General features: G+C 39.8%; 16 protein-coding genes, 2 tRNA genes and 4 pseudogenes. 15 read left to right on the top strand and 7 right to left on the bottom strand.

Annotated features, from left to right (window positions below; genetic code table 11):
* Positions 1 to 38: 38 nt before the first annotated feature.
* Positions 39 to 431: a SirB2 family protein gene (locus JFY49_RS00730; protein ID WP_180176462.1), complete on the bottom strand. Its 393-nt coding sequence runs from the start codon at positions 429 to 431 to the stop codon at positions 39 to 41.
* Positions 432 to 444: 13 nt separating this feature from the next.
* Positions 445 to 759 (bottom strand): BolA family protein, encoded by a 315-nt coding sequence (locus JFY49_RS00725; RefSeq protein WP_166169801.1) that lies wholly within the window; start codon positions 757 to 759, stop codon positions 445 to 447.
* Between the two features lie 234 nt (positions 760 to 993).
* Between JFY49_RS00725 and JFY49_RS00720 the strand changes: the two genes are divergently transcribed.
* Positions 994 to 1066, top strand: a tRNA-Gly gene (locus JFY49_RS00720).
* A gap of 48 nt (positions 1067 to 1114) precedes the next feature.
* A tRNA-Gly gene (locus tag JFY49_RS00715) sits at positions 1115 to 1190 on the top strand.
* A 387-nt stretch (positions 1191 to 1577) separates the two neighbouring features.
* Here JFY49_RS00715 and JFY49_RS00710 read toward each other — a convergent pair.
* Positions 1578 to 1796: a helix-turn-helix domain-containing protein gene (locus JFY49_RS00710; RefSeq protein ID WP_010588955.1), complete on the bottom strand. Its 219-nt coding sequence runs from the start codon at positions 1794 to 1796 to the stop codon at positions 1578 to 1580.
* A gap of 110 nt (positions 1797 to 1906) precedes the next feature.
* On the opposite strand from JFY49_RS00710, the gene JFY49_RS00705 reads away from it, so the two are divergent.
* The 6 genes and pseudogenes from JFY49_RS00705 to JFY49_RS00680 all read left to right on the top strand — a co-directional run bounded on the left by JFY49_RS00705 (position 1907) and on the right by JFY49_RS00680 (position 5915).
* On the top strand, positions 1907 to 2122 hold the full coding sequence (locus tag JFY49_RS00705) for a hypothetical protein (RefSeq protein WP_078210241.1): 216 nt from the start codon (positions 1907 to 1909) through the stop codon (positions 2120 to 2122).
* A 13-nt stretch (positions 2123 to 2135) separates the two neighbouring features.
* Positions 2136 to 3320 carry an Arm DNA-binding domain-containing protein gene (locus JFY49_RS00700; RefSeq protein WP_200223463.1) on the top strand — a complete coding sequence of 395 codons (1185 nt, stop codon included), beginning with the start codon at positions 2136 to 2138 and terminating at the stop codon, positions 3318 to 3320.
* The gene (locus JFY49_RS00695) at positions 3310 to 3558 is read left to right on the top strand and encodes a hypothetical protein (protein ID WP_004895356.1); all 249 of its coding nucleotides are present in this window, start codon (positions 3310 to 3312) and stop codon (positions 3556 to 3558) included. Before JFY49_RS00700 ends, JFY49_RS00695 begins: the two co-directional genes overlap by 11 nt.
* 68 nt (positions 3559 to 3626) lie before the next feature.
* A complete protein-coding gene (locus JFY49_RS00690; RefSeq protein WP_200223462.1) occupies positions 3627 to 4181 on the top strand; it encodes a DUF1376 domain-containing protein in 555 nt (184 codons plus the stop codon).
* 10 nt (positions 4182 to 4191) lie between these two features.
* Positions 4192 to 4614: pseudogene (locus JFY49_RS00685) on the top strand (ATP-binding protein); the annotation flags it as partial.
* Between the two features lie 77 nt (positions 4615 to 4691).
* Positions 4692 to 5915 (top strand): annotated as a pseudogene (locus JFY49_RS00680) (IS3 family transposase).
* Positions 5916 to 5981: 66 nt separating this feature from the next.
* Here JFY49_RS00680 and JFY49_RS00675 read toward each other — a convergent pair.
* Positions 5982 to 6515, bottom strand: a pseudogene (locus tag JFY49_RS00675) (IS3 family transposase); the annotation flags it as partial.
* Between the two features lie 64 nt (positions 6516 to 6579).
* Between JFY49_RS00675 and JFY49_RS00670 the strand changes: the two are divergent.
* Positions 6580 to 6765, top strand: a pseudogene (locus tag JFY49_RS00670) (transposase); the annotation flags it as partial.
* Between the two features lie 205 nt (positions 6766 to 6970).
* Here the strand turns inward: JFY49_RS00670 and JFY49_RS00665 are convergent.
* Together JFY49_RS00665 and JFY49_RS00660 are read right to left on the bottom strand one after the other, a co-directional pair.
* Complete coding sequence (locus JFY49_RS00665) at positions 6971 to 7801, bottom strand: OmpA family protein (RefSeq protein ID WP_004912705.1); 831 nt, start codon at positions 7799 to 7801, stop codon at positions 6971 to 6973.
* Positions 7802 to 7872: 71 nt separating this feature from the next.
* Complete coding sequence (locus JFY49_RS00660) at positions 7873 to 16251, bottom strand: ESPR-type extended signal peptide-containing protein (protein WP_200223461.1); 8379 nt, start codon at positions 16249 to 16251, stop codon at positions 7873 to 7875.
* Positions 16252 to 16406: 155 nt separating this feature from the next.
* On the opposite strand from JFY49_RS00660, the gene JFY49_RS00655 reads away from it, so the two are divergent.
* The 3 genes from JFY49_RS00655 to JFY49_RS00645 all read left to right on the top strand — a co-directional run bounded on the left by JFY49_RS00655 (position 16407) and on the right by JFY49_RS00645 (position 18175).
* Positions 16407 to 17435: a transposase gene (locus JFY49_RS00655; protein ID WP_200223267.1), complete on the top strand. Its 1029-nt coding sequence runs from the start codon at positions 16407 to 16409 to the stop codon at positions 17433 to 17435.
* 20 nt (positions 17436 to 17455) lie between these two features.
* The gene (locus JFY49_RS00650; RefSeq protein ID WP_200224775.1) at positions 17456 to 17761 is read left to right on the top strand and encodes a DUF4236 domain-containing protein; all 306 of its coding nucleotides are present in this window, start codon (positions 17456 to 17458) and stop codon (positions 17759 to 17761) included.
* Between the two features lie 99 nt (positions 17762 to 17860).
* Positions 17861 to 18175, top strand: coding sequence for a hypothetical protein (locus JFY49_RS00645; RefSeq protein WP_078210213.1), 315 nt, complete (start codon positions 17861 to 17863; stop codon positions 18173 to 18175).
* Positions 18176 to 18243: 68 nt separating this feature from the next.
* Here the strand turns inward: JFY49_RS00645 and JFY49_RS00640 are convergent, their stop codons facing one another.
* Positions 18244 to 18507 carry a hypothetical protein gene (locus JFY49_RS00640; protein ID WP_078210212.1) on the bottom strand — a complete coding sequence of 88 codons (264 nt, stop codon included), beginning with the start codon at positions 18505 to 18507 and terminating at the stop codon, positions 18244 to 18246.
* Positions 18508 to 18676: 169 nt separating this feature from the next.
* Here JFY49_RS00640 and JFY49_RS00635 point away from each other — a divergent pair, with 169 nt between their 5' ends.
* The 3 genes from JFY49_RS00635 to JFY49_RS00625 are packed head-to-tail and all read left to right on the top strand — an operon-like array spanning position 18677 to position 24446.
* The gene (locus JFY49_RS00635) at positions 18677 to 19309 is read left to right on the top strand and encodes a hypothetical protein (RefSeq protein WP_227609509.1); all 633 of its coding nucleotides are present in this window, start codon (positions 18677 to 18679) and stop codon (positions 19307 to 19309) included.
* Positions 19306 to 21486 carry a hypothetical protein gene (locus JFY49_RS00630; RefSeq protein ID WP_200223458.1) on the top strand — a complete coding sequence of 727 codons (2181 nt, stop codon included), beginning with the start codon at positions 19306 to 19308 and terminating at the stop codon, positions 21484 to 21486. The genes JFY49_RS00635 and JFY49_RS00630 overlap by 4 nt, the downstream gene beginning before the upstream one ends.
* Entirely contained in the window at positions 21483 to 24446 is a 2964-nt protein-coding gene (locus tag JFY49_RS00625; protein WP_200223457.1) for a site-specific integrase, read from the top strand. The genes JFY49_RS00630 and JFY49_RS00625 overlap by 4 nt, the downstream gene beginning before the upstream one ends.
* The last annotated feature ends 145 nt before the right edge of the window (positions 24447 to 24591 follow it).

The following is a 24591-nucleotide window of genomic DNA, read 5'->3' as shown; positions in this document are numbered from 1 at the left end:
CCTACACATCTTACATCTAGAACAATCATGTCTAACAATTAGCCAAAATTCGGCTTGATGATGACTAATCCGATAATGGCGATCAGTGCAGCCACTGCAATCATTAAACCTGCGCGACGCTGGATCAGTAAAATACGGTCATCTTTTTTATAGGCTTTGATCAAGGAAGAAAACAGCACCAGAAACAGGATGATTTTGGCATAAAACCATGGTTGTACTTCAAAATTCTTGATCACTAATGAAGTTAGCCCGGTCAAAACAATAATGGTCATGGCAAGATGCTGCCAGGCGACCAAAAATTTTCGTGCCACCGAATTGGGCTGATTGCCGTTGACTCCAACAAATAAAGTAAAAGCACGTGCAAGGATTGCCCCAATCAATAAAGTCACCGCAATCATATGCACAATTTTTACCGTCAGCTGCATATCCATTGTTTAATCTTCCTTATGATTCAGCTTTTGGCGCATGTGCACATTCAGGACTTGAGGTATCTTGTCCTTGCCATTCTGATGGCACAAAAGCATGAATCGCCAGGGCATGAATACGGCTTGGTGCAAGCAAGTCCCCTGCTGCTGCATAAATTTTTTGATGACGTTGCACCAAACGCAAGCCTTGGAAAATGTCACTCACCACAATCACTTTAAAATGCGACTCTTTACCCGGGAAATAGCCGCCATGACCGGATGATTCGTTCACCACTTCTAAATGAACTGGTGATAACTCTTGCAGGCGTTGAATCAACTGTTGTTCTAAATTCATCAAGATACTCCGAAATAGTTCAATTTCTTGCTTCAGTATACCGTGTTCCGATTCAATCTTCGTGCCTATACAACCTATCATTCCTGGATTTCAGGATAAAATTTTCTTTTCAAACTTCAATCTTGTTTATAAAATCAGCAAAACCGTACAAAATGGTTTTATTTTATGCAATTGATGCAAGTTTTTTCACAAAGTTATTGACCCTATTTTTGCATACTGTATTATACACGGCATGCGGGAATAGCTCAGTTGGTAGAGCATAACCTTGCCAAGGTTGGGGTCGGGAGTTCGAGTCTCCTTTCCCGCTCAAAATTTTTTCATTTAGTTTTTTCACTTAAAAAACTTTATAGACTCCGCGGGAATAGCTCAGTTGGTAGAGCATAACCTTGCCAAGGTTGGGGTCGCGAGTTCGAGTCTCGTTTCCCGCTCCAAATTTAAAAGGCCCTAGTCGAAAGATTAGGGCTTTTTTCTTGTTGATTATTAAAAATATTTTTTCTAAAACCTCTCTATTTTAGCTTTAGAAGAAGTTCTAAAATTTTTAGACAACGTGTTTTTTGAAGCTGGTGCGTGACCAAAAGTGCCCTAAACGTGCCTTCCCTTTATCATATACAAATCAACTCGTTCACTATTTTGGTATTTTTTTAAACAATTTCATTATAGATAATCAGAACCCCTCCCCCATACACTTGACTTCTCTTTTTCCCATCAATTTTAGTATTTTTTATTTTATTAATTTTTATGGTGACCAAATATGGTCACCATAAATATATAATTAAAACAATTAATTATGATAAAAACTTAATTTTATTCTCTTTCAATCAATCATTTTGCTCTTCATTTTTCTTAAATTTTAATAAATCACCTACTTCAACATTAAGTAATACACACAATTTTTCTAATGTTTCAAAATCTATTCGAGTCGATTGACCATTATATAACTTATGTAATGTTGTCTTACTCATTCCAGTCGCCCGCACTACATCCGCTACTTTCATTCTTCGTTCTGCCAAAAGTACTGGCAAGTTACAAACTATCATTAATTACCACCATTGTGTAATAAAGTACTTGCATGGTGTCTTAAACGCATTTATTATTGCATTGTGACCTTAAATAACACCATTGTGATACTTTATAAAAGGATACAGACATGAATCTTACTTATATTACTACAAAAGAACTGGCGGAACGAATCCATTACAACGAGCGTACCATCCGTAATCAGTTGAAAGACAGTGTTCTAATCGAAGGCATTCATTACATTCGCCCTTTTGGTGGACGCAAAATTTTATATGTATGGGAGCGTATTGAAGAAGATATGACTAAAACCACTTTAGGCTCGCTAAACAGCCTACAACTTCAGTAAGGAGAATATTTTTATGGCTGCCATTCGTACTAGATACGGTAAGTTATGTGTCGATTTTCGATACTTAAACATCCGTTGTCGTGAAACAACAGCTCTGGAAGACAATGCTCAAAATCGCAAAAAGCTTGAAAAAGCGATTGAGCGAATGGAAGCAGAAATCTTATTGGGTATTTTTGACTATGCTAAATACTTTCCAAAAAGTTCTCGTTTGAAAGAAATCAAAAATGCAGAAAACAGAGTAAATGAGATCAGCTCTAAAACACCTCTATTTTCAAAATTCTGTGAAATTTGGTTCACTGATAAAGAAATAGAATGGCGTACTAGCTACAAGGGAAAAATTCAAATTGTGATCAAAAAGTACTTAATCCCTTTTTTTGGCACAATTCCGGTTATTAATATTAAAAAGTCAGACATTCTTGGATTCCGCTCATCCCTCGCCAAAGTGACTCACGGGAAAAACCAAGAATGTCTTTCACCATCAAGAATCAACCAGATTATGATAGCACTTCGTATGATACTCGATAGTGCTGCTGAACGATATGACTTTGATAGCCCTTATAAGAATATCAAGAACTTAAAGCAAGGAAAGATTGAAGTAACACCTTTTTCATTAAAGGAAGTACACTCAATCCTTGCCACAGTTCGTGATGATTTCAAGCCTTATTATACTGTTAGATTTTTCACAGGTATGCGCACCAGTGAGATCGATGGCTTGCAATGGAAAAATGTGGACTTACCACGTCGTGAAATCCATGTCAGAGAAGCGTTAGTAAATGGCGAGCTTGGTGGAACCAAAACTTATGGTTCTGACCGTACCATCCAAATGAGTGATCGGGTTTATCAAGCCTTTCTGCAACAGAAAAGCTTAAATAATGGTAAATCAGAGTTTGTATTCTGCAATCGTGATGGTGGACCTCTCGATTATCGTCTGGTAAACAAGCGTGTCTGGCATCCCCTGCTACGCTTTTTAGGGCTAAAGCCCCGTCGTGCTTATCAAACACGTCATACCGCAGCAACACTCTGGTTGTCGGCAGGCGAGAATCCGGAATGGATCGCACGCCAGCTGGGACATTCAACCACTGAAATGCTGTTTCGGGTCTATAGCCGCTACATTCCGAATGTTACACGTCGCGATGGTAGCGCTTTTGAAGCCATGCTGGAGAGACTTAATACAGAGGAGCTTGCCCATGAACAGTAAAGCTTTCTTTGGCGGCGTAGTCGTTAGTCCAGAAGCAGATATGGTCGCGCGTGAACTCATTCACGAGTTACATATTCCCAAACTGCACAATCTGGCCTTTTTGCTGGAAATCAATAAATGCTTCGATGATCACCAAGCATTAAGACTCTGGCTACAACGAATGCTGGATGAAGGACAAGCTCATTACGATGACTTGGCTCAACAGGCCCGTCTCCGCTTAATGAGCCTAGCTCACTAATAAAACAAACATAAAAGGTCATCAAATCGATGACCTTAGCCCCTCTATACCTATAAAAAGGTGAACACATGCATAAAGATATTTCAATTTGGATGCCACTCTATATTGGCGACCTACAAGCGAAATTTGCACGAATGACAGCAGAACAAATTGGTGCGGCACTGCTGTTAATGATGGATTTCTGGAAAAATGGTGCCATTCCTCATGACCTAGCGACTGTTTGTAGCATCACAAAATTATCGCAACATACCAAGGCTAAAACTTTATTGAATACACTGATAGCCCTGGAATTGTTTGAAGTCGAATCTGAGCAGATTCATTCAAATTTCTTAACCAGTTTAAAAAGCCAGGCATTGCAAAATCAGCAAATGAAATCTGATAAAGCTAAAAATGCAGCTGAAGCACGTTGGGGGAAATCCGCAAGTAATGCTCAAGCATCAACCAAGCAACGAAAAGTAAATGCTCAAGCAGTTCCTGAGAAAAGCCCGAGTATTACTCAAGTCATGCTTGAATCATGCCCTTCATCTTCATCTTCATCTTCATCTTCATCTTCATCTTCATCTTCATCTTCAAATTTTGAAGAAAAAAATGAGAGTTTTTTAGAAAATTCAAAATGGATTTAGGAGATCAGCCATGAATACAATGCTTAAAACACTACAGTTTCGCGCAGAAACAACGGAAACACTTTGCCCTACCCATGATGTACCCTTGATAGAAATTGCAGGTCACAGGATCTGTAAATTGTGTGCCAAAGAAACCGTCCAACACTCACATCCAGCCTATGAGAATGAACTGCAACAGCGATTACTAAAACAGAAAATTAAAAATTCAGGACTCAATAAACGCTACCTGGATCGTGGCTTCAAGAATTATGTAGTTGCATGTACTGCACAAGACAATACCATCAAGCTATGTCAGGCTTTTGCACAGCAGATTATTTCTGACCACAACCCGAACATGTTGATGATTGGTACACCGGGTACAGGTAAAACCCATCTGAGTGCGTCAATTATTCGCAACATTCTGCATAACAGTACAAAATCTGTGATGTGGTTCCAGGATTTTAGACCACGCCTATAAGTGATAATCTACTCCCCAATAAGCATGGGAAATGCTTGTTTTTGGAGTCAACCATGACACGAAGAAAACGTCGTAATCATTCAGCAGAGTTTAAAGTTAAAGTTGCTCTCGCAGCAATTAAAGGCGACCACACACTCGCTGAACTTTCTACTCAATTCGATTTACATCAAAACCAAATCATCGATTGGAAAAATCAACTGCTTGAGCAATCAGTCAATATTTTTTCACGACCAACAGCACAACAAGAACCAGAGATTGACCTCAAAGCTCTACATGCCAAGATAGGACATCAGGCATTGCAAATTGATTTTTTAGAAGGTGCGCTCAGAAAAATAGGGCAGCTGAGCGGCAAAAAATGATCGATAAGACCCATCAACTTTCGGTACGACAACAATCGCAATTGATTCAAATCAATCGCAGTACGTTGTATTACAAGTCCAAAGAGATTTCATCAACTGATTTGAGTTTGATGCGCCTGATCGATGAAATTCATCTCGACTACCCCTTTATGGGCAGTCGAATGATACGAGATATGCTACAGCGTCAAGGGCATCAAATAGGTCGGCGTAAAGTCCGACGTTTAATGCGCTTGATGGGAATACATGCCTTGTATCCAAAACCCAATACCAGTAAGCCTAATCTTGCACACCCTATTTTCCCATATCTGTTGAAAAACATGGTCATCGATCACTCTAATCAAGTCTGGTGTACAGATATCACGTACATTCCTATGGCTAAAGGCTTTGTCTATTTGTGTGCAATTATAGATTGGCATAGTCGTAAAGTACTGGCTCATCGTGTATCGATCAGTATGGAAACAGACTTTTGCATAGATGCGTTGCAAGAAGCAATTGTGAAATATGGTTGTCCTGAGGTGTTCAATATAGTCAAATCATTATAAACCAATACAAATCAGTCGATGAATTATTTCGAGTTTTTTTTAGAATCCTGTACGGATAATAAAGTAGTTTGACTATACAGACCAAGGCAGTCAATTCACAAGCGAGGCATTTTTGAATGAGTTAAAATTGCGAAATATCCGTATCAGTATGGATGGGAAAGGACGATGGATGGATAATGTAATGATTGAGCGTTTATGGCGCAGCGTGAAGCATGAGGAAGTCTATTTGAAGGCTTACGATACGGTTAAACAAGCGAAACAATCAATTGCTGAATATTTGGATTTTTATAACATGATACGTCCTCATTCAAGTTTGAATAAGGCAACACCGGATGAATTTTATGATCAACATTTACTAAAAGTAATGGCAGCATAATTTAAATATTTAGAGCGGATTTATCACTTATAAAACTGAATTGAGTGGTCTAATTAACGGAACCACATTAAACCAATCTACCCAGTTTAATGTCGCAAGTTGTACATCCGCTAAACCTTGCCAATCTGCTTTTAAATATTCAATCACCTCTGTTTTGTACAACCCATTCACTGTTTCAGCCAATGCATTATCGTATGAATCCCCCGTAGTGCCGACTGATGCTCGTAAATTCGCTGCTTCTAAACGGTTGGTATAGCGAATTGAAAGATACTGTACGCCTCTGTCACTATGATGAATCACGTTATTTGGCATTCCTCGATCATGCAATGCCTGCTCAAGTGCAGCGAGCACCATGTCGGTATTCATCCGTGTTGATGCTTTCCATCCAACAATTGCTCGTGAGAACACATCAATAATAAATGCGGTATAGACCCAGCCTGAATTGGTTTGAATATACGTGAAGTCGGCCACCCACAAGTGATCAGGATGATCAGCTTTAAAATTGCGTTTTACTAAATCATCTGCTGATTTTTGATCATCTCGGCTACGCGTTGTTTGTTTATTCTTACCACGCCAAACACCTTGTATACCTAGCTGTTGATGTGTGCTGAAAAAACAGGAGGTTTTAACTTGGTAAACTAAACACACTCATCAGGAGTTTACCATGAGCAAGAAACACAAGACTTACACCACAGAATTTAAAGCTGAAGCCATCAAATTAATTGAAGCCAATCAAGGCAATGTCTCGGAAACAGCTAGACAACTTAGCATTTCAATGCAAACTCTTTCAAATTGGAATACCAAAGCAAAGGCTGGAACTTTAGCAGGTACAAAACAGTATTCACCTGATCGGCTTTGTTGCACAAAGATTTCATAACTATATGATTTTAAAAGTTTTGATTATTTTTTGATCTAAAATTAAATTTATTTAAATCAGATGCTTACATATTTATGCAACAAAGCCTGTGTATTCTATAACTCATCGCCCTAAAGGGAAAGCATAAAAAAAAGACCGCATACGAATACGGTCTTCTTTTGTAGAATAAATTCTGTTATTACTGTTTTTTCACACCGGTAATTTGGACAGTAACACGACGATCCGGTTGCAAACAAGCCTGTAAAGCCTGACGCTGCTTAACATCATAGCAACCATTAGTTACTGGCTGACTTTTTCCTGCACTTGCAAAGCTAATGGCCTCAGCGGGTGTTCCCTGTTGTACCAAATAGTTACGAACTGTTTGGGCACGATTCAAACCCAACTGATAGTTATAGCTTTCCGAACCCAGTCTGTCTGTATGTCCCACCAAATGGATTTGATTAACACTTACATAGCCTGTAGCAATCACAGAGGCCAGTTGATTGAGCTCATTACGACCTTGTGGTAATAAATCATTCAGACTGGAACCATTAAATTTAAATAATGCGTCAGCACTTAAATTTAGGGTTTCAACCTGCGCTTGAGGTGGTACTACTGGAATGACGGGTTGTGCTACTTTAAAATTCTGACAATCCTGCCCTTTCCAGTTTAGACTCTGTGCAATCTTTTTCTCATCAAAGTCAATACGTAACTGACAGCGTTTATATTCCTGTGTATTAGGAATACGAATATCAAGTACATAATTCCAAACACGATTGACAACTACACCCTCATTAAATTGGGGATTACCCAATAAATGACGGAACTGATCTTTTGTGAGCCCTGTTTCTAAACGTGCAACATCGTCATATTCATAACGTTTCACTTGTTTAAGATAGCTATCCTCAACCTGTGGAAAATGAATTTCTTCTGAAGATTGTTGTAATGTTGCAGCATCTTCGGCATGAGTCATGGTGATGGCTAATCCAGTTAACACACTCAACATTAAGGCTTGATTTAATGCTTTCATCTCTATTCTCTCAATTTAATATTTAAAGATGGGAGACTCTCATTACAAGAATCTCCTCGTGTCTTATGAAATTAGTCAATTACACCACTGATACCAACACGTACACTTGGATCACCTGATGAACCGGCAGCAACACCACCAGTCAATGACCAGCGACCGTTATCCGCAGTTTTACGTAAAGTCAAACCAATTGCATTTTCACCGCCATGATAGGCAGCACCTGCCGCATAAGTGTATTTACCTGGAATGTACGGTGCATTTTCTAATGCCATTGCCGCAGCAATACCTGCATTGGCTTTTTTCTCAACATCATCAATACGTCGATTTGTTGAGTAGAATGCTTGTTGTAACTGATCACCCAAATTTGTAATACGGTTACCCAATGCCTGATCGGCCTGATTGAGCGCACCTAATGCATCACCGACATTGTTATAAGAACCACCATTGACTTGATAATTTGGCGCATCAAAACTTTGCGTGATGTTGTTATAGCCAGCACCGCCGCCTAGGTATTGAGACAACTGCCCCATATTCACAGCATCGCTGTTTTGCACGCCATTGCTGACATTACTCACTACTTTACTGCCTGCATCAATACCGGAAGCGGTCACAGATGGACCATTTTTAATGCTCAAGCCACTGCTATCAACAGTGGTATTGCCAGCAACCACCTTATCAGTCGTTACAGTACCTGCATTAATATCCTTCGCTGTAACACTGTTCAGCGTAATATCATCAGCTGTTGACACCGTATAATTAGTACTGCCATCTGCATTTGAATTGCTCACAACTTTGATATTGCTGCCTTCAGTCACAGTCGATTTAGATTGAACTGCGGTTTTGTTTACTGCTGCAATAGCATCGTTAATATTGCTTTGACCTGTACCACCAATATTACTGAGATTTCCATTGGTGTCATAAGCACCAGCACCCATCATGTCGTGAATTTGACCACCATTCACAGCATCTTGAGAATCGGCAGTAATTTTACCATCAGCAACATTGGTGATTTTCTTATCACCAGCATCGATACCAGACTTAGTAACACTTGGGCCACCAACGATGGTTAAACCATCATTATTGACTTTTGTATCGCCAATGGTTACAGAGCCGTCTTTAGTCAAGTCGATGTCTTTGTTTAGATTGACGGTAACTTTGTTGCCAGTGTTTTCAATCTTCACATTGCCATCAGTATTCGCAAAGTCGACAGTATCACCAGGTTTTACATTTGATTTACTATCAGCTTTACCATTAGTAGTCAAATTCCAACCTTTATTTGCTGTTGCTTCAACTGCTTTCAACTGGCTGACATTGACTGCATCTGTGTCGTCTGTACCTGCGGCAACATTGGTGATCTTCGTGGCTTTGCCGTCTTTATCACCAATCTTGATGTTGTTGCCATCGTTGGTGATCTTAGGACCATTAGCACCGAATTGAACGCTGTCCACATTGATATTGCGTGCCAAATCATAAGTGATATTCGCACCATCACGCTTAACAGTTAGGTTACTGCTGCCAGTTTTGAAGGTTACGGTATCACTTGGGTTGATAAGCTCGGTACCTGTTGTGCCATCTGCTGCCAGTTTCCAACCAGAGTTGTTAATCGCATTAGCGATATCACCTGCGGTTGCTAGTGCATTTGGTGCTGCTGGTGTATTTACCTTACCATCAGTGTTAGTTGTTAATGGTGCGGTGACAGCTGCGATATTGCCATTGTCATCTACTTTAACAGTCGTGTTATCAGTCTTCGCTGCTACTGTGTAAGTCTTGCTACCATCAGCATTGGTTGTTGGTGTTACTGATACGCCTTTGTCACCTTCAACCTTGGTGGTTGCAGCTGCTTGAGCCGCTTTCAACTGGCTGACATTGACTGCGTCATTATCACCTGTACCTGCGGCTACATTGGTGATCTTGGTTGCTGAGCCATCTGATTTAGCAATATTAATGTTGTTGTTAGCATCAGCTTTGATGGTTGGGCCATTGTTACCGAATTTAACACTGTTGATGTTAATGTCTTTTGCCAAATCATAAGTGATATTCGCACCATCACGCTGAACAGTTAGGTTACTGCTGCCAGTTTTGAAGGTTACGGTATCACTTGGGTTGATAAGCTCGGTACCTGTTGTGCCATCTGCTGCCAGTTTCCAACCTGAGTTGTTAATCGCATTAGCGATATCACCTGCGGTTGCTAGTGCATTTGGTGCTGCTGGTGTATTTACCTTACCATCAGTGTTAGTTGTTAATGGTGCGGTGACAGCTGCGATGTTGCCATTGTCATCTACTTTAACAGTCGTGTTATCAGTCTTCGCTGCTACTGTGTAAGTCTTGCTACCATCAGCATTGGTTTTTGGTGTTACTGATACGCCTTTGTCACCTTCAACCTTGGTGGTTGCAGCTGCTTGAGCCGCTTTCAACTGGCTGACATTGACTGCGTCATTATCACCTGTACCTGCGGCTACATTGGTGATCTTGGTTGCTGAGCCATCTGATTTAGCAATATTAATGTTGTTGTTAGCATCAGCTTTGATGGTTGGGCCATTGTTACCGAATTTAACACTGTTGATGTTAATGTCTTTATTCAAGCTGTAAGTGAATACATTTCCAGCTTGGTTTAGAACCATGTTATCGCCAGCTTGGAATGTTACTGTTTCAGATGGGTTGATTAGCTCTTCTGTCGTGCCATTAACAACACCTGAACCTGTTGCACCTGATGTTGCTTTCCAACCAGAGTTGTTAATCGCATTAGCGATATCACCTGCGGTTGCTAGTGCATTTGGTGCTGCTGGTGTATTTACCTTACCATCAGTGTTAGTTGTTAATGGTGCGGTGACAGCTGCGATGTTGCCCTTGTCATCTACTTTAACAGTCGTGTTATCAGTCTTCGCTGCTACTGTGTAAGTCGTGCTACCATCAGCATTGGTTTTTGGTGTTACTGATACGCCTTTGTCACCTTCAACGGTTGATTTAGCCGCTTTCAACTGGCTGACATTGACTGCGTCATTATCACCTGTACCTGCGGCTACATTGGTGATCTTGGTTGCTGAGCCATCTGATTTAGCAATATTAATGTTGTTGTTAGCATCAGCTTTGATGGTTGGGCCATTGTTACCGAATTTAACACTGTTGATGTTAATGTCTTTTGCCAAATCATAAGTGATATTCGCACCATCACGCTGAACAGTTAGGTTACTGCTGCCAGTTTTGAAGGTTACGGTATCACTTGGGTTGATAAGCTCGGTACCTGATGTGCCATCTGCTGCCAGTTTCCAACCAGAGTTGTTGATCGCATTAGCGATATCACCTGCGGTTGCTAGTGCATTTGGTGCTGCTGGTGTATCTACCTTACCATCAGTGTTAGTAGTTAATGGTGCGGTGACAGCTGCGATGTTGCCGTTGCCATCTACTTTAACAGTCGTGTTATCAGTCTTCGCTGCTACTGTGTAAGTCGTGCTACCATCAGCATTAGTTTTTGGTGTTACTGATACGCCTTTGTCACCTTCAACGGTTGATTTAGCCGCTTTCAACTGGCTGACATTGACTGCGTCATTATCACCTGTACCTGCGGCTACATTGGTGATCTTGGTTGCTGAGCCATCTGATTTAGCAATATTAATGTTGTTGTTAGCATCAGCTTTGATGGTTGGGCCATTGTTACCGAATTTAACACTGTTGATGTTAATGTCTTTTGCCAAATCATAAGTGATATTCGCACCATCACGCTGAACAGTTAGGTTACTGCTGCCAGTTTTGAAGGTTACGGTATCACTTGGGTTGATAAGCTCGGTACCTGTTGTGCCATCTGCTGCCAGTTTCCAACCTGAGTTGTTAATCGCATTAGCGATATCACCTGCGGTTGCTAGTGCATTTGGTGCTGTTGGTGTATTTACCTTACCATCAGTGATAGTTAATGGTGCGGTGACAGCTGCGATGTTGCCGTTGCCATCTACTTTAACAGTCGTGTTATCAGTCTTCGCTGCTACTGTGTAAGTCGTGCTACCATCAGCATTGGTTTTTGGTGTTACTGATACGCCTTTGTCACCTTCAACCTTGGTGGTTGCAGCTGCTTGAGCGGCTTTCAACTGGCTGACATTGACTGCGTCATTATCACCTGTACCTGCGGCTACATTGGTGATCTTGGTTGCTGAGCCATCTGATTTAGCAATATTAATGTTGTTGTTAGCATCAGCTTTGATGGTTGGGCCATTGTTACCGAATTTAACACTGTTGATGTTGATGTCTTTATTCAAGCTGTAAGTGAATACATTTCCAGCTTGGTTTAGAACCATGTTATCGCCAGCTTGGAATGTTACTGTTTCAGATGGGTTGATTAGCTCTTCTGTCGTGCCATTAACAACACCTGAACCTGTTGCACCTGATGTTGCTTTCCAACCAGAGTTGTTAATCGCATTAGCGATATCACCTGCGGTTGCTAGTGCATTTGGTGCTGCTGGTGTATCTACCTTACCATCAGTGTTAGTAGTTAATGGTGCGGTGACAGCTGCGATGTTGCCGTTGCCATCTACTTTAACAGTCGTGTTATCAGTCTTCGCTGCTACTGTGTAAGTCGTGCTACCATCAGCATTAGTTTTTGGTGTTACTGATACGCCTTTGTCACCTTCAACGGTTGATTTAGCCGCTTTCAACTGGCTGACATTGACTGCGTCATTATCACCTGTACCTGCGGCTACATTGGTGATCTTGGTTGCTGAGCCATCTGATTTAGCAATATTAATGTTGTTGTTAGCATCAGCTTTGATGGTTGGGCCATTGTTACCGAATTTAACACTGTTGATGTTAATGTCTTTTGCCAAATCATAAGTGATATTCGCACCATCACGCTGAACAGTTAGGTTACTGCTGCCAGTTTTGAAGGTTACGGTATCACTTGGGTTGATAAGCTCGGTACCAGTTGTGCCATCTGCTGCCAGTTTCCAACCAGAGTTGTTGATCGCATTAGCGATATCACCTGCGGTTGCTAGTGCATTTGGTGCTGCTGGTGTATTTACCTTACCATCAGTGTTAGTTGTTAATGGTGCGGTGACAGCTGCGATGTTGCCCTTGTCATCAATCTTCGTAGTAGTACCATCAGTCTTAGCAGATACGGTGTAAGTGGTTGAACCGTCAGCATTTTTTGTAGGATCTACTTTGATGCCGGCACCTTCTTCAACCTTGGTGGTAGCAGCCTTAATCGCATCATGGATATTGTCTTTACCGGTATTGCCGATATTAGTGTATGTAATGCTGCCATCTGGATTCAAAGTGGCATTACCACCGAAGTTTTCCTTCACGGTATTGGCCACATTGCCCAGTTTGGCATTAGTCGCATACAACTGACTGCCATTGATGGCATCGGTTGAAGTCGCAGAAATCAGACCTGCTGCCACATTTTGGATGCGACGCTCTTTGCCGACATCACCAACAGTCACCACGCCCACAGGAGTTTTACCGGCAAAACCACCGTAGGTCAGCGTGCCACCCACAGTTACCGGCTCGGTGACTGCAGCGTCGCCGTCTGTAGAAGCGCCTTTGGCGGTGTACGCAGCATCTGTACCTAGATATACAGAATTCTCTTTGGTCGCGGTAACATTATTACCTAGGATAAAGAAGCCTTTGCCTACTTTAGCACCAGGATTGCTTGGATCGTCAGAATCGCTTGCAGTGTTAGGAGTATTGATGGTGTTATTAGTACCGATCACATAAGAATCTGTGATGGTTAATGCATCTTTTGTACCAATTTTGTTAGCAGCACCCATTATAAATAGGTTTTTGCTATTTGCCATTGGCGTAGCTGCGACATCAACTTGGTTGTTATAACCAGTGATATACACATCTTTTAGTGTTTTGGTGATCCCTGGTGGTGGATTGTTTTTGCTAACGGTGTTCTTGTTACCAACAACGCGAACGTTCTCTACGGCTTGGATGAAGTTGTCATTACCAAAGATACCAGATTCATTCGAAGTAACAGTGCTGTTAGTATTACCAACAGAATATGTACCTGTACCTGAAACTAGTGTTGCATTATCAGCATGTGTGCCGCTGGGGTCACGACCGACATTTGTTGGAGTGTAATCACCAGCGTAACCAATACTACCTGAGTTGGCACCCGTTACACGTTGGTGTGTACCCATGGCGATAGAGTTCTGACCGCTAGCCTGAGCTACAGTACCGATAGCAGTAGATGAAACACCAGAAGAGAAAGCTTGGCTACCAAATGCATTAGCCTTCTCGGCGCTTGAGGTGGCGCGATCACCGATTGCATTTGCTTTTACTTCTGATGCAGCAGCGAAATAACCAATTGCGATGGCACGATCTGGGCTGAGGTTTTGTTGTTGCTTGGTTGAAGTTTTTGCAAGCGAACCGATGGCAATAGAGTTATTGCCTTCTGAAGATGCACCAGCGCCGATTGCCATGTTATATTCAAAAGGCTGTCCATTGCTGCTTTTCGCTACAGTTTGGACGGCATTTTGAGGTACTTTATCATCTAGAGCTGCTGAGCCCTCATAAAGTGCACCGATGGCGATACCACCCTTGCTCTCTGCAGTAGATTTGTTACCCACAGTTACGCTGCGATCGCCAGTTGATAAAACATCCATACCAACGGCTAGAGAAATGTCACCCTGGGCACCATCGTTGTTGTAGTTGCCTTGTGTAGCACCAGTTACTTTGGTGCTGAAGTAGTGGGTTTTGTTCGCTTCAACTGTTTGGTTTAGCTGTTTGACATTAACAGCGTCAGTATCTAGTACACCTGGGGCTACATTACCAATAACAGTATCTTTCTTTAAAGTGATGCTATTCGCCTGGCCAGGTCTAGTAGTGGTATCGTAATTAATGCCCGAGCCTGAATTGGCAGGAATATTATTGATCGCAGCGTTAACCTTGCTGAAAACATCATCAGAAGTTCGTTTTAGCTGTGCGACAGTTACTGCATCTTGATCGTCAGCACCATCTGCAACATTAACGATACGGCGTTGAAGCGTGTCATTACCTACTGACACAACAGTATTAGAAGGTTTGCCTGTCAGATAGCCTGCACCTACTTTTGTATCGGCTACAGATTTGGCGCCCAGTGCAACGTTATCAGCACCATTTACAATGGCGCTAAGACCGATTGCGACACTGTTTGTACCCTTAGCTTCAGAACTGGTACCGATAGCTACAGAATCTAGCGCAGTTGATTTGGTTTGTTTACCCAGCGCAACTGATCTTGTGCCTGATGCCATTGCTTCAAAGCCAATTGCTGTTGCTTCTTGAACACCAGTAGAAGATGAGAATCGGTTGGCGTTAGTACCGATTGCAATGTTATTACCAACACTACTATCAGTACCACCAGTATGTTGACCTGCATTTTGACCAAGTGCAATGTTACCTTTACCTTGCGTATTGGAACCTGCTGATTGACCAATGCTGATATTTAACTGACCATCGATGTTTTCACCGGCTCTAACACCGATGTTGATGTGTTCGTTCTTGTCACCAATTATATCTTCTACCTGATTTTTACCTGCATCCTGACCAATTGAGATCGTTCTCCAAGGTTTAGCTTGAGCGTTTTTACCGATAGCAACTGAGTTTTCAGAAGTGGATTGAGCATTTTGACCTAAAGCAATACTTGCGACACCATCGGCTCTAGCTTTACTACCTGCAGCCAGACTATATTCAAGAGCTTGCGCCGAATTACCGACCGCTATCGCATCTGCAGCTAGTGCTGCAGCGCCTTTACCGATAGCAACTGTGTTTTGAGAATTGGAAAGAGCATCCTGACCTAAAGCAACACTTGCCTGACCAGTGGCTCTAGCATTACTACCTGCAGCCAGACCAAAGTTACCAGCTTGCGCCGAAGGACCGACCGCTGTCGCTTCTACACCTGTTGCTTTAGCGCTATCACCAATAGCGATGCCTTTAGTTGCTGATGCTTCTGTGAGTGCCTTAGGACCTATTGCAACAGAATCTGTCGCATTTGCTTTAGCGTCATCCGCAGTTGATTTTACACGGAAATATTTGATACCAGTGTATTCGTCTGTTAGACCCAAAGTTGTAACTCGGTTTGAAAGCGCATCCACAGCTGTTTTATCAGCTTTGTTGGCTTCTAGATTAGTGATTTGATCCGATGTAGCAACCGCTTTACCACCAACGGTGATACTATTGGCGGTGATACTATTGGCGGTGATGCCACCATTGAAAGTTGCCGCACCTGTGAATGTAGATGTGCCTGCAACCGTTAAGTTGTTAGCATCAACATTTTCTGCCGCCATAACACTGTGCGGTAGAACAAATAGCATAGCTAGCACTAACGCTGTCTTAGCAGGCTTGAAGATGCCAGCCTTTTTATCTGCAGAGCTAGCAGCATTGTTGGTTGTAGAACTTGATTTGCCTCTGGCAGTAGCAAGTTCAGAAACGGCAACGAATACCCCTAAAGAGGCATTCCACACTACTTTATATACTTTATTCATACAAAAGAAACTCCTTAAGGAAGTGGTACTTAATCAGCAATATGCAAACATATAACAATAAAATAACATAAAACAAAACTAGTGTAACTTTAATATATATAGGACTTACGCATTGACGGATTCAAAAAAGTATTAAAATACTTTATAAAGTATCTGTGATCAGACGAATTAAAAATGCTTCTACAGCAACTTGTACTCTACCCATTTATATGGGCTTTCTCATGACAGAACCGAACTCTATTAGCTGCACACAACTTGCCGAGACTTATAACATCTCGCATGATAGTGTAAATCGCTTTCTAGAGCGTGAAGACTACACACCTCACGACCTATATCAAGAAGCAATTCAACATATTGATAATAATAAACTTATAGTCAGTATTGATGATACTGTTTTAGATAAACCGTATAGTCAGCATATGGACTTAGTTAGCTATTTTTGGTCAGGCAAACACCACCGATCCGTCAAGGGTATTAATCTCATTACCTTGTATGCGACAGATCAAAATGGTCAAAATATTCCAATTAATTTCCGAATTTATGACAAATCTGAAAGTAAAACCAAGAATGATTACTTTATGGATATGTTAAGTGAAGTACTCAGTTGGGGTGCAAAGATTCAATTTATTACAGGTGATAGTTGGTATTCATCGACTGGAAATCTAAAAACCATAAGAAAATATGGTATTCGATTTATGTTTGGTATCGACTGTAACCGTAAGGTTTCCCCAGAAAAAGGACAATGGTTTCAACTGCGTTTATTGCCAAATTTCCATCAGGGTCAAGTGGTCTGGCTCAAAGATTTTGGCTTTGTACAATTATTTAAGACTCAGTTAAAAGAACAGCAGAGGTTTTATATTGTGCATCAAGATGAAGATGATTTATTGTCCTTTGAGAGTTTTCATGAATTACATTCAAGTCATTGGAAAATAGAACAATATCACCGGGTGATTAAACAGGTTTGTCATATTGAAAAGTTTCAAGTAAGACGATCTAAACTGATTTTGAATCATATTTTTTCAGCCTTGATGGCCTACGTCGAGATACAAAAGAACCAGTTTGAGCGGATCTTTGAAAATGTATATCGTTGGCAGAAGAAATTATTTAGACCAATGATCAAAAACTTCATTGATGACTTTATTCTCGATAAAAATCATCTGCTACCACAGAGAATCTATAAATAATACTGCGTAAGTCCTAGAGTATTAAAATATTACCTGGATTAAAAATCAATCTGACGCATAAAGGCATCAGCAGTGCAAGCATTGGCAAACCTGGTGCTTCTTTAAATATTGGCAAAAAAGGTACCCGAACCAGCGTTGGTATTCCAGGCACAGGCCTATCCTATTCCAAGCACCAATCCTATAAAAATAGAGCTAGCAACCTAGAAAATCCTTCTCAGGAACAACAACCGTTCTATACACCAGATACCGAGCAACCCAAATCGAATATCTGGATTTGGGTAATTTTTGGATTATTTTGTTTTATTGTCGGGGCAATTATTTTTTGAATTTAGCCATTCTTTGTATCCTATAATATCCACTGCTAGGCAAAATTTAATTCATTCATTACTATGGACGGATGTTAAATACAATAAAGGCTGCCGCTGATGTCTGATAATGACAGTACTATGGATTATGATGAAAATGATTTAATCGATTCTCCCTTGTCTCAAATTTTAAAAGAGGATAATGAGCAAATTGAAGTTCTAATTTATCGATTACCCGATAGTGACTGGACACTGGAAGTGGTAAACCAAAATGGTACTTCTACGGTATGGGATGAAACATTCCCGTCAGATCAGGAAGCTCTATCTGTCGCTTTAGATGGAATTAAAGCCGCAGGCGGTATTCAGGCCTTTTCCGAACTCAGTGACCTCGAAGCAAAGAAAAATATTTTTCCTGAATCGCTTACTCGCCATTAAAAATGAAGTTGCTGGCTTGGATCTGAGTCAGTATTTTTTGGATTCTTAGAACCTGTCGCGTGATAGGTTCACTTCAACCCAAACCCATCTAGTGTTGAAGGGTCAAAATTTTCATCAAACATAAACTCATCTGCTCGCTCTTTTCTTAATGTCGCCAAGGCATAAAAGAAACATTTCTCACATAACTGCAATTCATATCTTTCCCCGTCATGCTTGGAACCATAGCCCCAATGCGCCGATAAAGTTCCAAACTCTAGTTTCGTTGATTGGTTGCATACATCACATAAAACATCAGTAATGACTTCTACCTGTTTCAGTTCTTTGATCTCCATATGCAATTCCTTGTAAATCCAACTTAAATATTCTACATATTTACTAAAAACATAATTCAATAGGGTTTTAATTACCGCTAAAAAGATTAAAAACACTATATATAGTGAAATTTACAATTTAATAACACAATATAGAGTGTGCAACCCTTGACTCTCCTATAAAAAATACGTGAATATTATAGCTTATTTTTCAGCCACTTGGCATAAATATGGGGAGACATCAGCATATGTCTATAAAAAAAAAGCTATTGAAAGTCATCGTGTATCTTCAAAAAACTTACAATTAATGTGTTATCCAAAATGTATGCATGCCTACCAAATCTGGATTGCTCTATTTTTTCAGCTTAATGAGAAACAGCAGAACTATCACTTGAATTTAACTTTTAAACAGAATATCGAAATCCCTCTTCTGACAACAGACAAAGCTGATCACTATTTTTTTAGTAGTCATTTCAGTTGGATCTATGCCTATTTTTACAACAAGAATAAAAATGAATTTAAGTTCAGAGCTTATGAGAAAAATAATTCCTACCAATTCACCATCCAGGCTTTAAGCGAAGTTAGGGCCTTACTGTGTTCCGGATTACATCACTCAATTCATGGCTTTGATATCATCGCATATTGGCTAAATGAACAATACTTAGCCGCACATCTTCAGGAAGTTTTCGGTCAGGAAGTTCTAACTATCAATCATCTACGAGAATTATCAGGACTGTCTAAATCCAAAAGTCCAGTAAGTTCTATTTCAAATTATGCTGGTCCACTTTCATTAGAAAAAATTCTGGCTGGAATATCATCATGAACGGATATAGTTACTTAGAAGATACTCAAGAATTAAAGCTTGAGCCGTTTCGAGAATTCTATCAAACACTAGCAGAAGCAAAGCTAGAAAGTTTTCAAAATTCAATCAAACTCAATGACTTCATTAAACCTACTGAAATCGTTGAAATCAAGAATATTATAAATCAACAACTTGCAGACAAATCAATCAGTGAATATCCTTTGGTTCATTACCTTGTTGCAGTGATCAACACCCCTTCAGCCTATCAAGCTAATGCACTGAAATGGGCCATTTTCAATACTCAATGTATTGAATCGCTTGATAGCCAAGAACATGCCTCCACTGTAGCTAATCTTTGTATGCGTTTTCGTTTAGCCAGCACAAAGCGGGAATACCATTGGCTTTATAGCTTCTTACGAGCTCTTCCTATGGATTTGGAGGATCTGCTTGAGTTTTTAAATGAAACTGAAGAAGAGAATAAAGATTTACTTGAACGTTCTACTCCAAAATTAACAGCAAAACAAATTGGCCAGCTGTCAAATCTACGTGTTATCTATCAATATGTCTTTACTCAGTCTGAACGTTTAAAACGAAATCGCCAAAGCAGTTCAGGTGCCAAAGAAGCTCCTCAAACTGATGTTCAAAAGATATCAAGAATATCTCTCGATGATGAACAAACGTATCAGACTCATTTTGAACGCGGTATAGCAAAACAACCACGTGAGGATAAAACTATAGAAAAAGTTGAAGACCATAATTTTGAATTCAATTCACTAGAGCAATGTTCTATTACAGCTCAGATCAATAATCTCAAAAACAAAATTCTGCATCAAAGCAAGAATGAATTAATGAGCAAGGCAAATCCTCATGTCTTCGATTTGCCTACTGCACAGTACATTATGCAAATTTTATTAGAACAGGCAGAAAACTCTCCAATTCATGCATTGCTTTTATTTTCAGTACTCAGTTTGACGCATTATGAAGAGCTACTAGTATTCCGAACACGTTTCTTACTAAGCTCAAAAAGTAAAGAAATCCGCTTTAATCATGAAAACTGTTTTTTTCGTCAAAGTATTGATAGCTCTAAATTTAAAGATACATTTTTAAAAGAATACATGCTCAATATCGGCAATTCTTTTACCATCCCCTTACCCAAAGTTTATTTGATGCAGATACTTCAGCTAAAAAAGTGGGATAAAGCCGATATTGCTTCAGAGGTACAAGAATATCTACATAGAATCAGCAATGAGCTTACTTTTCCTTTAACAGCGCAAAATCTTCCGCGTTTAATCAGTGATATTACGCTGAATGAACTTGGATATGAGTTAGAAAGCAAACTATTGGCAGGAGAAAACGTTAATAACTACACGCCATGCCATTATTTTTCAACAAAAATTATTGATATCTTAGATATTTATATTCAAACACTTGATCTGGTTGGTCCTCAGCTTGACACTGGATATATTGAGGAATTTAAATCCCCTATTACGTTTGGCAGTCAGCAAGTACCGGATCTCCCATTCGTCCAGTCTTTTTTTTACCAGCTTGACCACCAAGTTCGGAATAATCCCAATCCCTTTCAGACTTTAAATCATTATTCAATCTGGCTTTGGCATATTTGTATGCTGACAACTTCAGCACGGCCGAGTGAGTCCTTCCCACCCAATCTAGATTATATTGACCTTGACAACCAATTGATGGCTGTTGCAGATAAAGAGCAGCGTTATTCGGGCACCATTGGACGCTATTTACCTTTTAATAATTTTCTCCGTGATGAAATACAGCATTACCTAAAGTATTTGAAACATTTTCTGCACCTCACTAAAGCCTATCTGTCGCAAGAACAAGTACAAGCAATCCAAGAGGTCTTCGATGGTGAACATCTCTTGCTCTTATTTTACGATTCGAAAGGATATGTCCGAAATCTGGAACTTTCTGATATTCAAAAATACTGTACTGAAATAGCATTACAGCGCAATTGGACCCGCCACTTCGCTCGCTATTTTTTTGCCCAATACTGCAATGAAGATCTAATAAAAGGCATCTTTGGTCATGACGAAGCTATGCAGGAACTGTTTGACCGCTATTCAGGTTTTGAGACAACAGATTACGATCAAATTAGAGCAGCACAAGACAAGCTGGTCGGACTCTTAAAGCTTAAAAGTATGTCTACATTTAACGGGTTCCTGATTGAATGAGTAAACACCCACACTCCCTTAAAAGAATAAAAAAGCATAGAAAAAACAAAGCATTTCTTCTGAACTTGTTTAGTGAGAAATGTATAGAACTGACGCCTGAGAACTATTCGGAAATTTGTCGTCAAGTTGATAATCAGCTTTTAGAACACTGTAAGTCAAACATCCGTAGCTATCAGATGGCACGTATAGAATTTGCTAAATATATCAAGCGCTTTAATCTTTCATCGAATCAGTACTATCCAGTGCCTGCCGCTCCCGTAAGGTACGAAAGGTCTCTGCCACTACAAAATATTGAAACCTTAAAACATGGTAAAAAAGTTACTCAATTTGCCCAAAATATGATTGCTTACTGGACAAAACGAAATGACTTCAGTCCCACCCAATCTCTTGGCTTTTGTTTGATCAGTTCAATATTATTTAATGGCATTTACAACCATGCCGAATTGCAATTTTTTTTAAAAATCATTTTAAAAACAAAGAAATTTCAAAGTTTTTTAAACCTTAATCATATGGTAACACTCGAAATCCCGAACCGGAATTTCGGTAATCAGCGTATAAATGACCCTGATTTTTCAGTCAGCTATACAAAAACTTTTGTGCTACACGACATTGTGAAATGCTGGATCTACAGACTTAAACATCAAAAGTTTGATTTATTTTCGGATATTGAAGATGCAGAACATCTGATTAACGCTTGTATTATTGAATGCTTCCCTGAGGAAAAGGTACGTTGTAAAGACCTGTTAAAATACGGTTTTTACTATACACAGTTCCTGAAAAACAGCGGACTGGATCAAATGTCCATTTGTATCCTAAAAAATGAAATTTACAGTTCCAGTCCTCTCGAAAAACAATTAGAAGCCTATTTTGTTCAGTTTGAACAAAAGCACACCAATAACATTAAAGTTGAGAATACTTGTGAAAACCATCAGAACCACTCTAGAGTCAATATCGCATCAGATATAGCAGAAACTCTTGTAGAAATACGTCAAGCCATTCGTGCAAAAAACTATAAAGATCAACTCATAGGGTTATATTCCAGAGAACTGTCTCCTGCCTTAGAGCGTTTGTTGCTGTGGACCATCCTACGTTCCAAATTAACAGAGACTCAATTAAACTGCTTAAATCAAATTATCCAACAACAGAAACGATTTGAGCGCAAGCTTATACGTGCAGATTTTCAACCTATTAAGCAAAGCTCTCTAAATACCATGTTTTCACAGTTTGCCATCGATTGGCTGATGGCAACGCAAGACAGAGACATTTCATCATTTTCAAATGCCGATTTTGAAGATATGTATGGAGAAATGCTTTTATTAAAGAAAGAAACAACTAGAGAGACTTTACAAAAACGTTTACAGGAGTTTCATCACAAACAGACATTATTTTTTAACGCGCCCACTGTGGATCTGGATAGTTTAATCCAAGTAAAAATCTGCAGAACCGCATTGATCTCGCCCCATATTTTTTACCACACGCTAGAGCAGCTCGAAAATACTCAAGATATTTCGATTCAGGATAAAAATATATTTAAACTGATTTTTATTCTGGGGTTCAGAGTCGGACTACGGATCAATGAAACATTGAATATCTTCGTACGTGATCTATTTATTAGTGAAGATGCTGTGATACTCACCATTCGCAACAATCGCAATAAAAATCAAAAAAGCTACTCAGCTTACCGCAAGATTCCCCTGCATCATCTACTTAAAGCCGACGAATTACATGCATTTAAAACATATAGTCAGAATAGAAAACGTCTGCTAAAAGAACAGGGAAAATCAGTTACACAACCGCTGTTTTTAAAACAGTCCTTAGAAGAAACTCATGAAAATGAAGTGAATTCCCTATTGAAACAATTGATCAAGACAGTTTTTGGAGAACACCATTTTACTTACCATAGTCTGCGCCATTCTGCATTTAATCATCTTTACCTGATTTTAAAAAACTCAACACTTGCAGATGCATTTACTGACTATAGCCCACATGAACAATTACGTATCCGTTATGCATTGTTGCGAAACAGAAATACTCAGCAAACCTGGTATGCACTTTCTCATTTTGCCGGGCACCTAACGCCTGAAACCACTTGTTCAAGCTACCTGCATTTAATGCATCTAGCAATTAGCTACCAGCTGAATCAAATGCACAGCCCGCTTCCTAAAGAAGCCTATTTTAACATTCTGAAACAAGATGATGCCATTAAATATCCTGTTCAGCAGCGGGCGATCAAACAGTTTTTATTTGATCAACTCACTAAAGACCGTTACAGGCAACATGATCATCAATTTCAACTAGGTCAACAGAAATCGCCTGATTCACTGATGCTAGGAGCTCATGACTCAGAGATGACTTTTGAATTATTGCATCACATTCTTGCAGTAGAAAAAGAACAAGACCTTATGTTACCTGAAGCCATTCCTTTGCAAATCGCGCAAAAATTACGTGCTAGAGCCCATCATTTGAAAACCTCCTGTGTAACCCAAAAAAAATCATCGAGGTTATTTACCACAGATTTTTTAAGGAAAACTCCGAATGCATTGGTCACCATGTTGCCAACCAATCAGGAGGAAAAAAAGGTCATTCAACATGTTCAGGAGCGTTATGCAAATGTACAAAGTAAATACAAAGAACAGCTTCATACGATCTACTCAATTTATCTTGAAAAAGTTCAGCCCAATTCAGCCCAGTTCATTTTTGAACTGAATGAAAAACGCCAACTGAAAAAGTTTATGTCTTTTATCAGCAGTTTATTTCCTAAAAAATATCTTCATCTTGAGCTTTCCCAACGGAGTAAGGAACAGCTCAAAAAGACATTACAGGATTTAGCATTACGGACAGAAAATTTCAGCCTGAATGAAAATGAAAGGCGAATTAAGTTCTGCTTCAAGGGTAAAGATGCAAAAGCACTCGGGGTATTCAAGTTACTGATGTATCTGATGATAGTTTCTCATCTTTAATGAAAATTATTGGATAAGTTTGCCACGCATTCTTATTCGTGGTTTACCAGTCATTCCTGTAATGATTTAATATAGACTTCCAAGCGTGAGTGATTAAATTAATCATCTTAAAGAGCAATAACTGTTTGTCCCACTAGCCAAATAA

Source organism: Acinetobacter sp. CS-2 (assembly GCF_016599715.1).
In the GTDB taxonomy this organism is placed as follows: domain Bacteria; phylum Pseudomonadota; class Gammaproteobacteria; order Pseudomonadales; family Moraxellaceae; genus Acinetobacter.
Note: the sequence above shows the minus strand (reverse complement) of the source record. Positions and strands in the feature narration are given on the sequence as shown.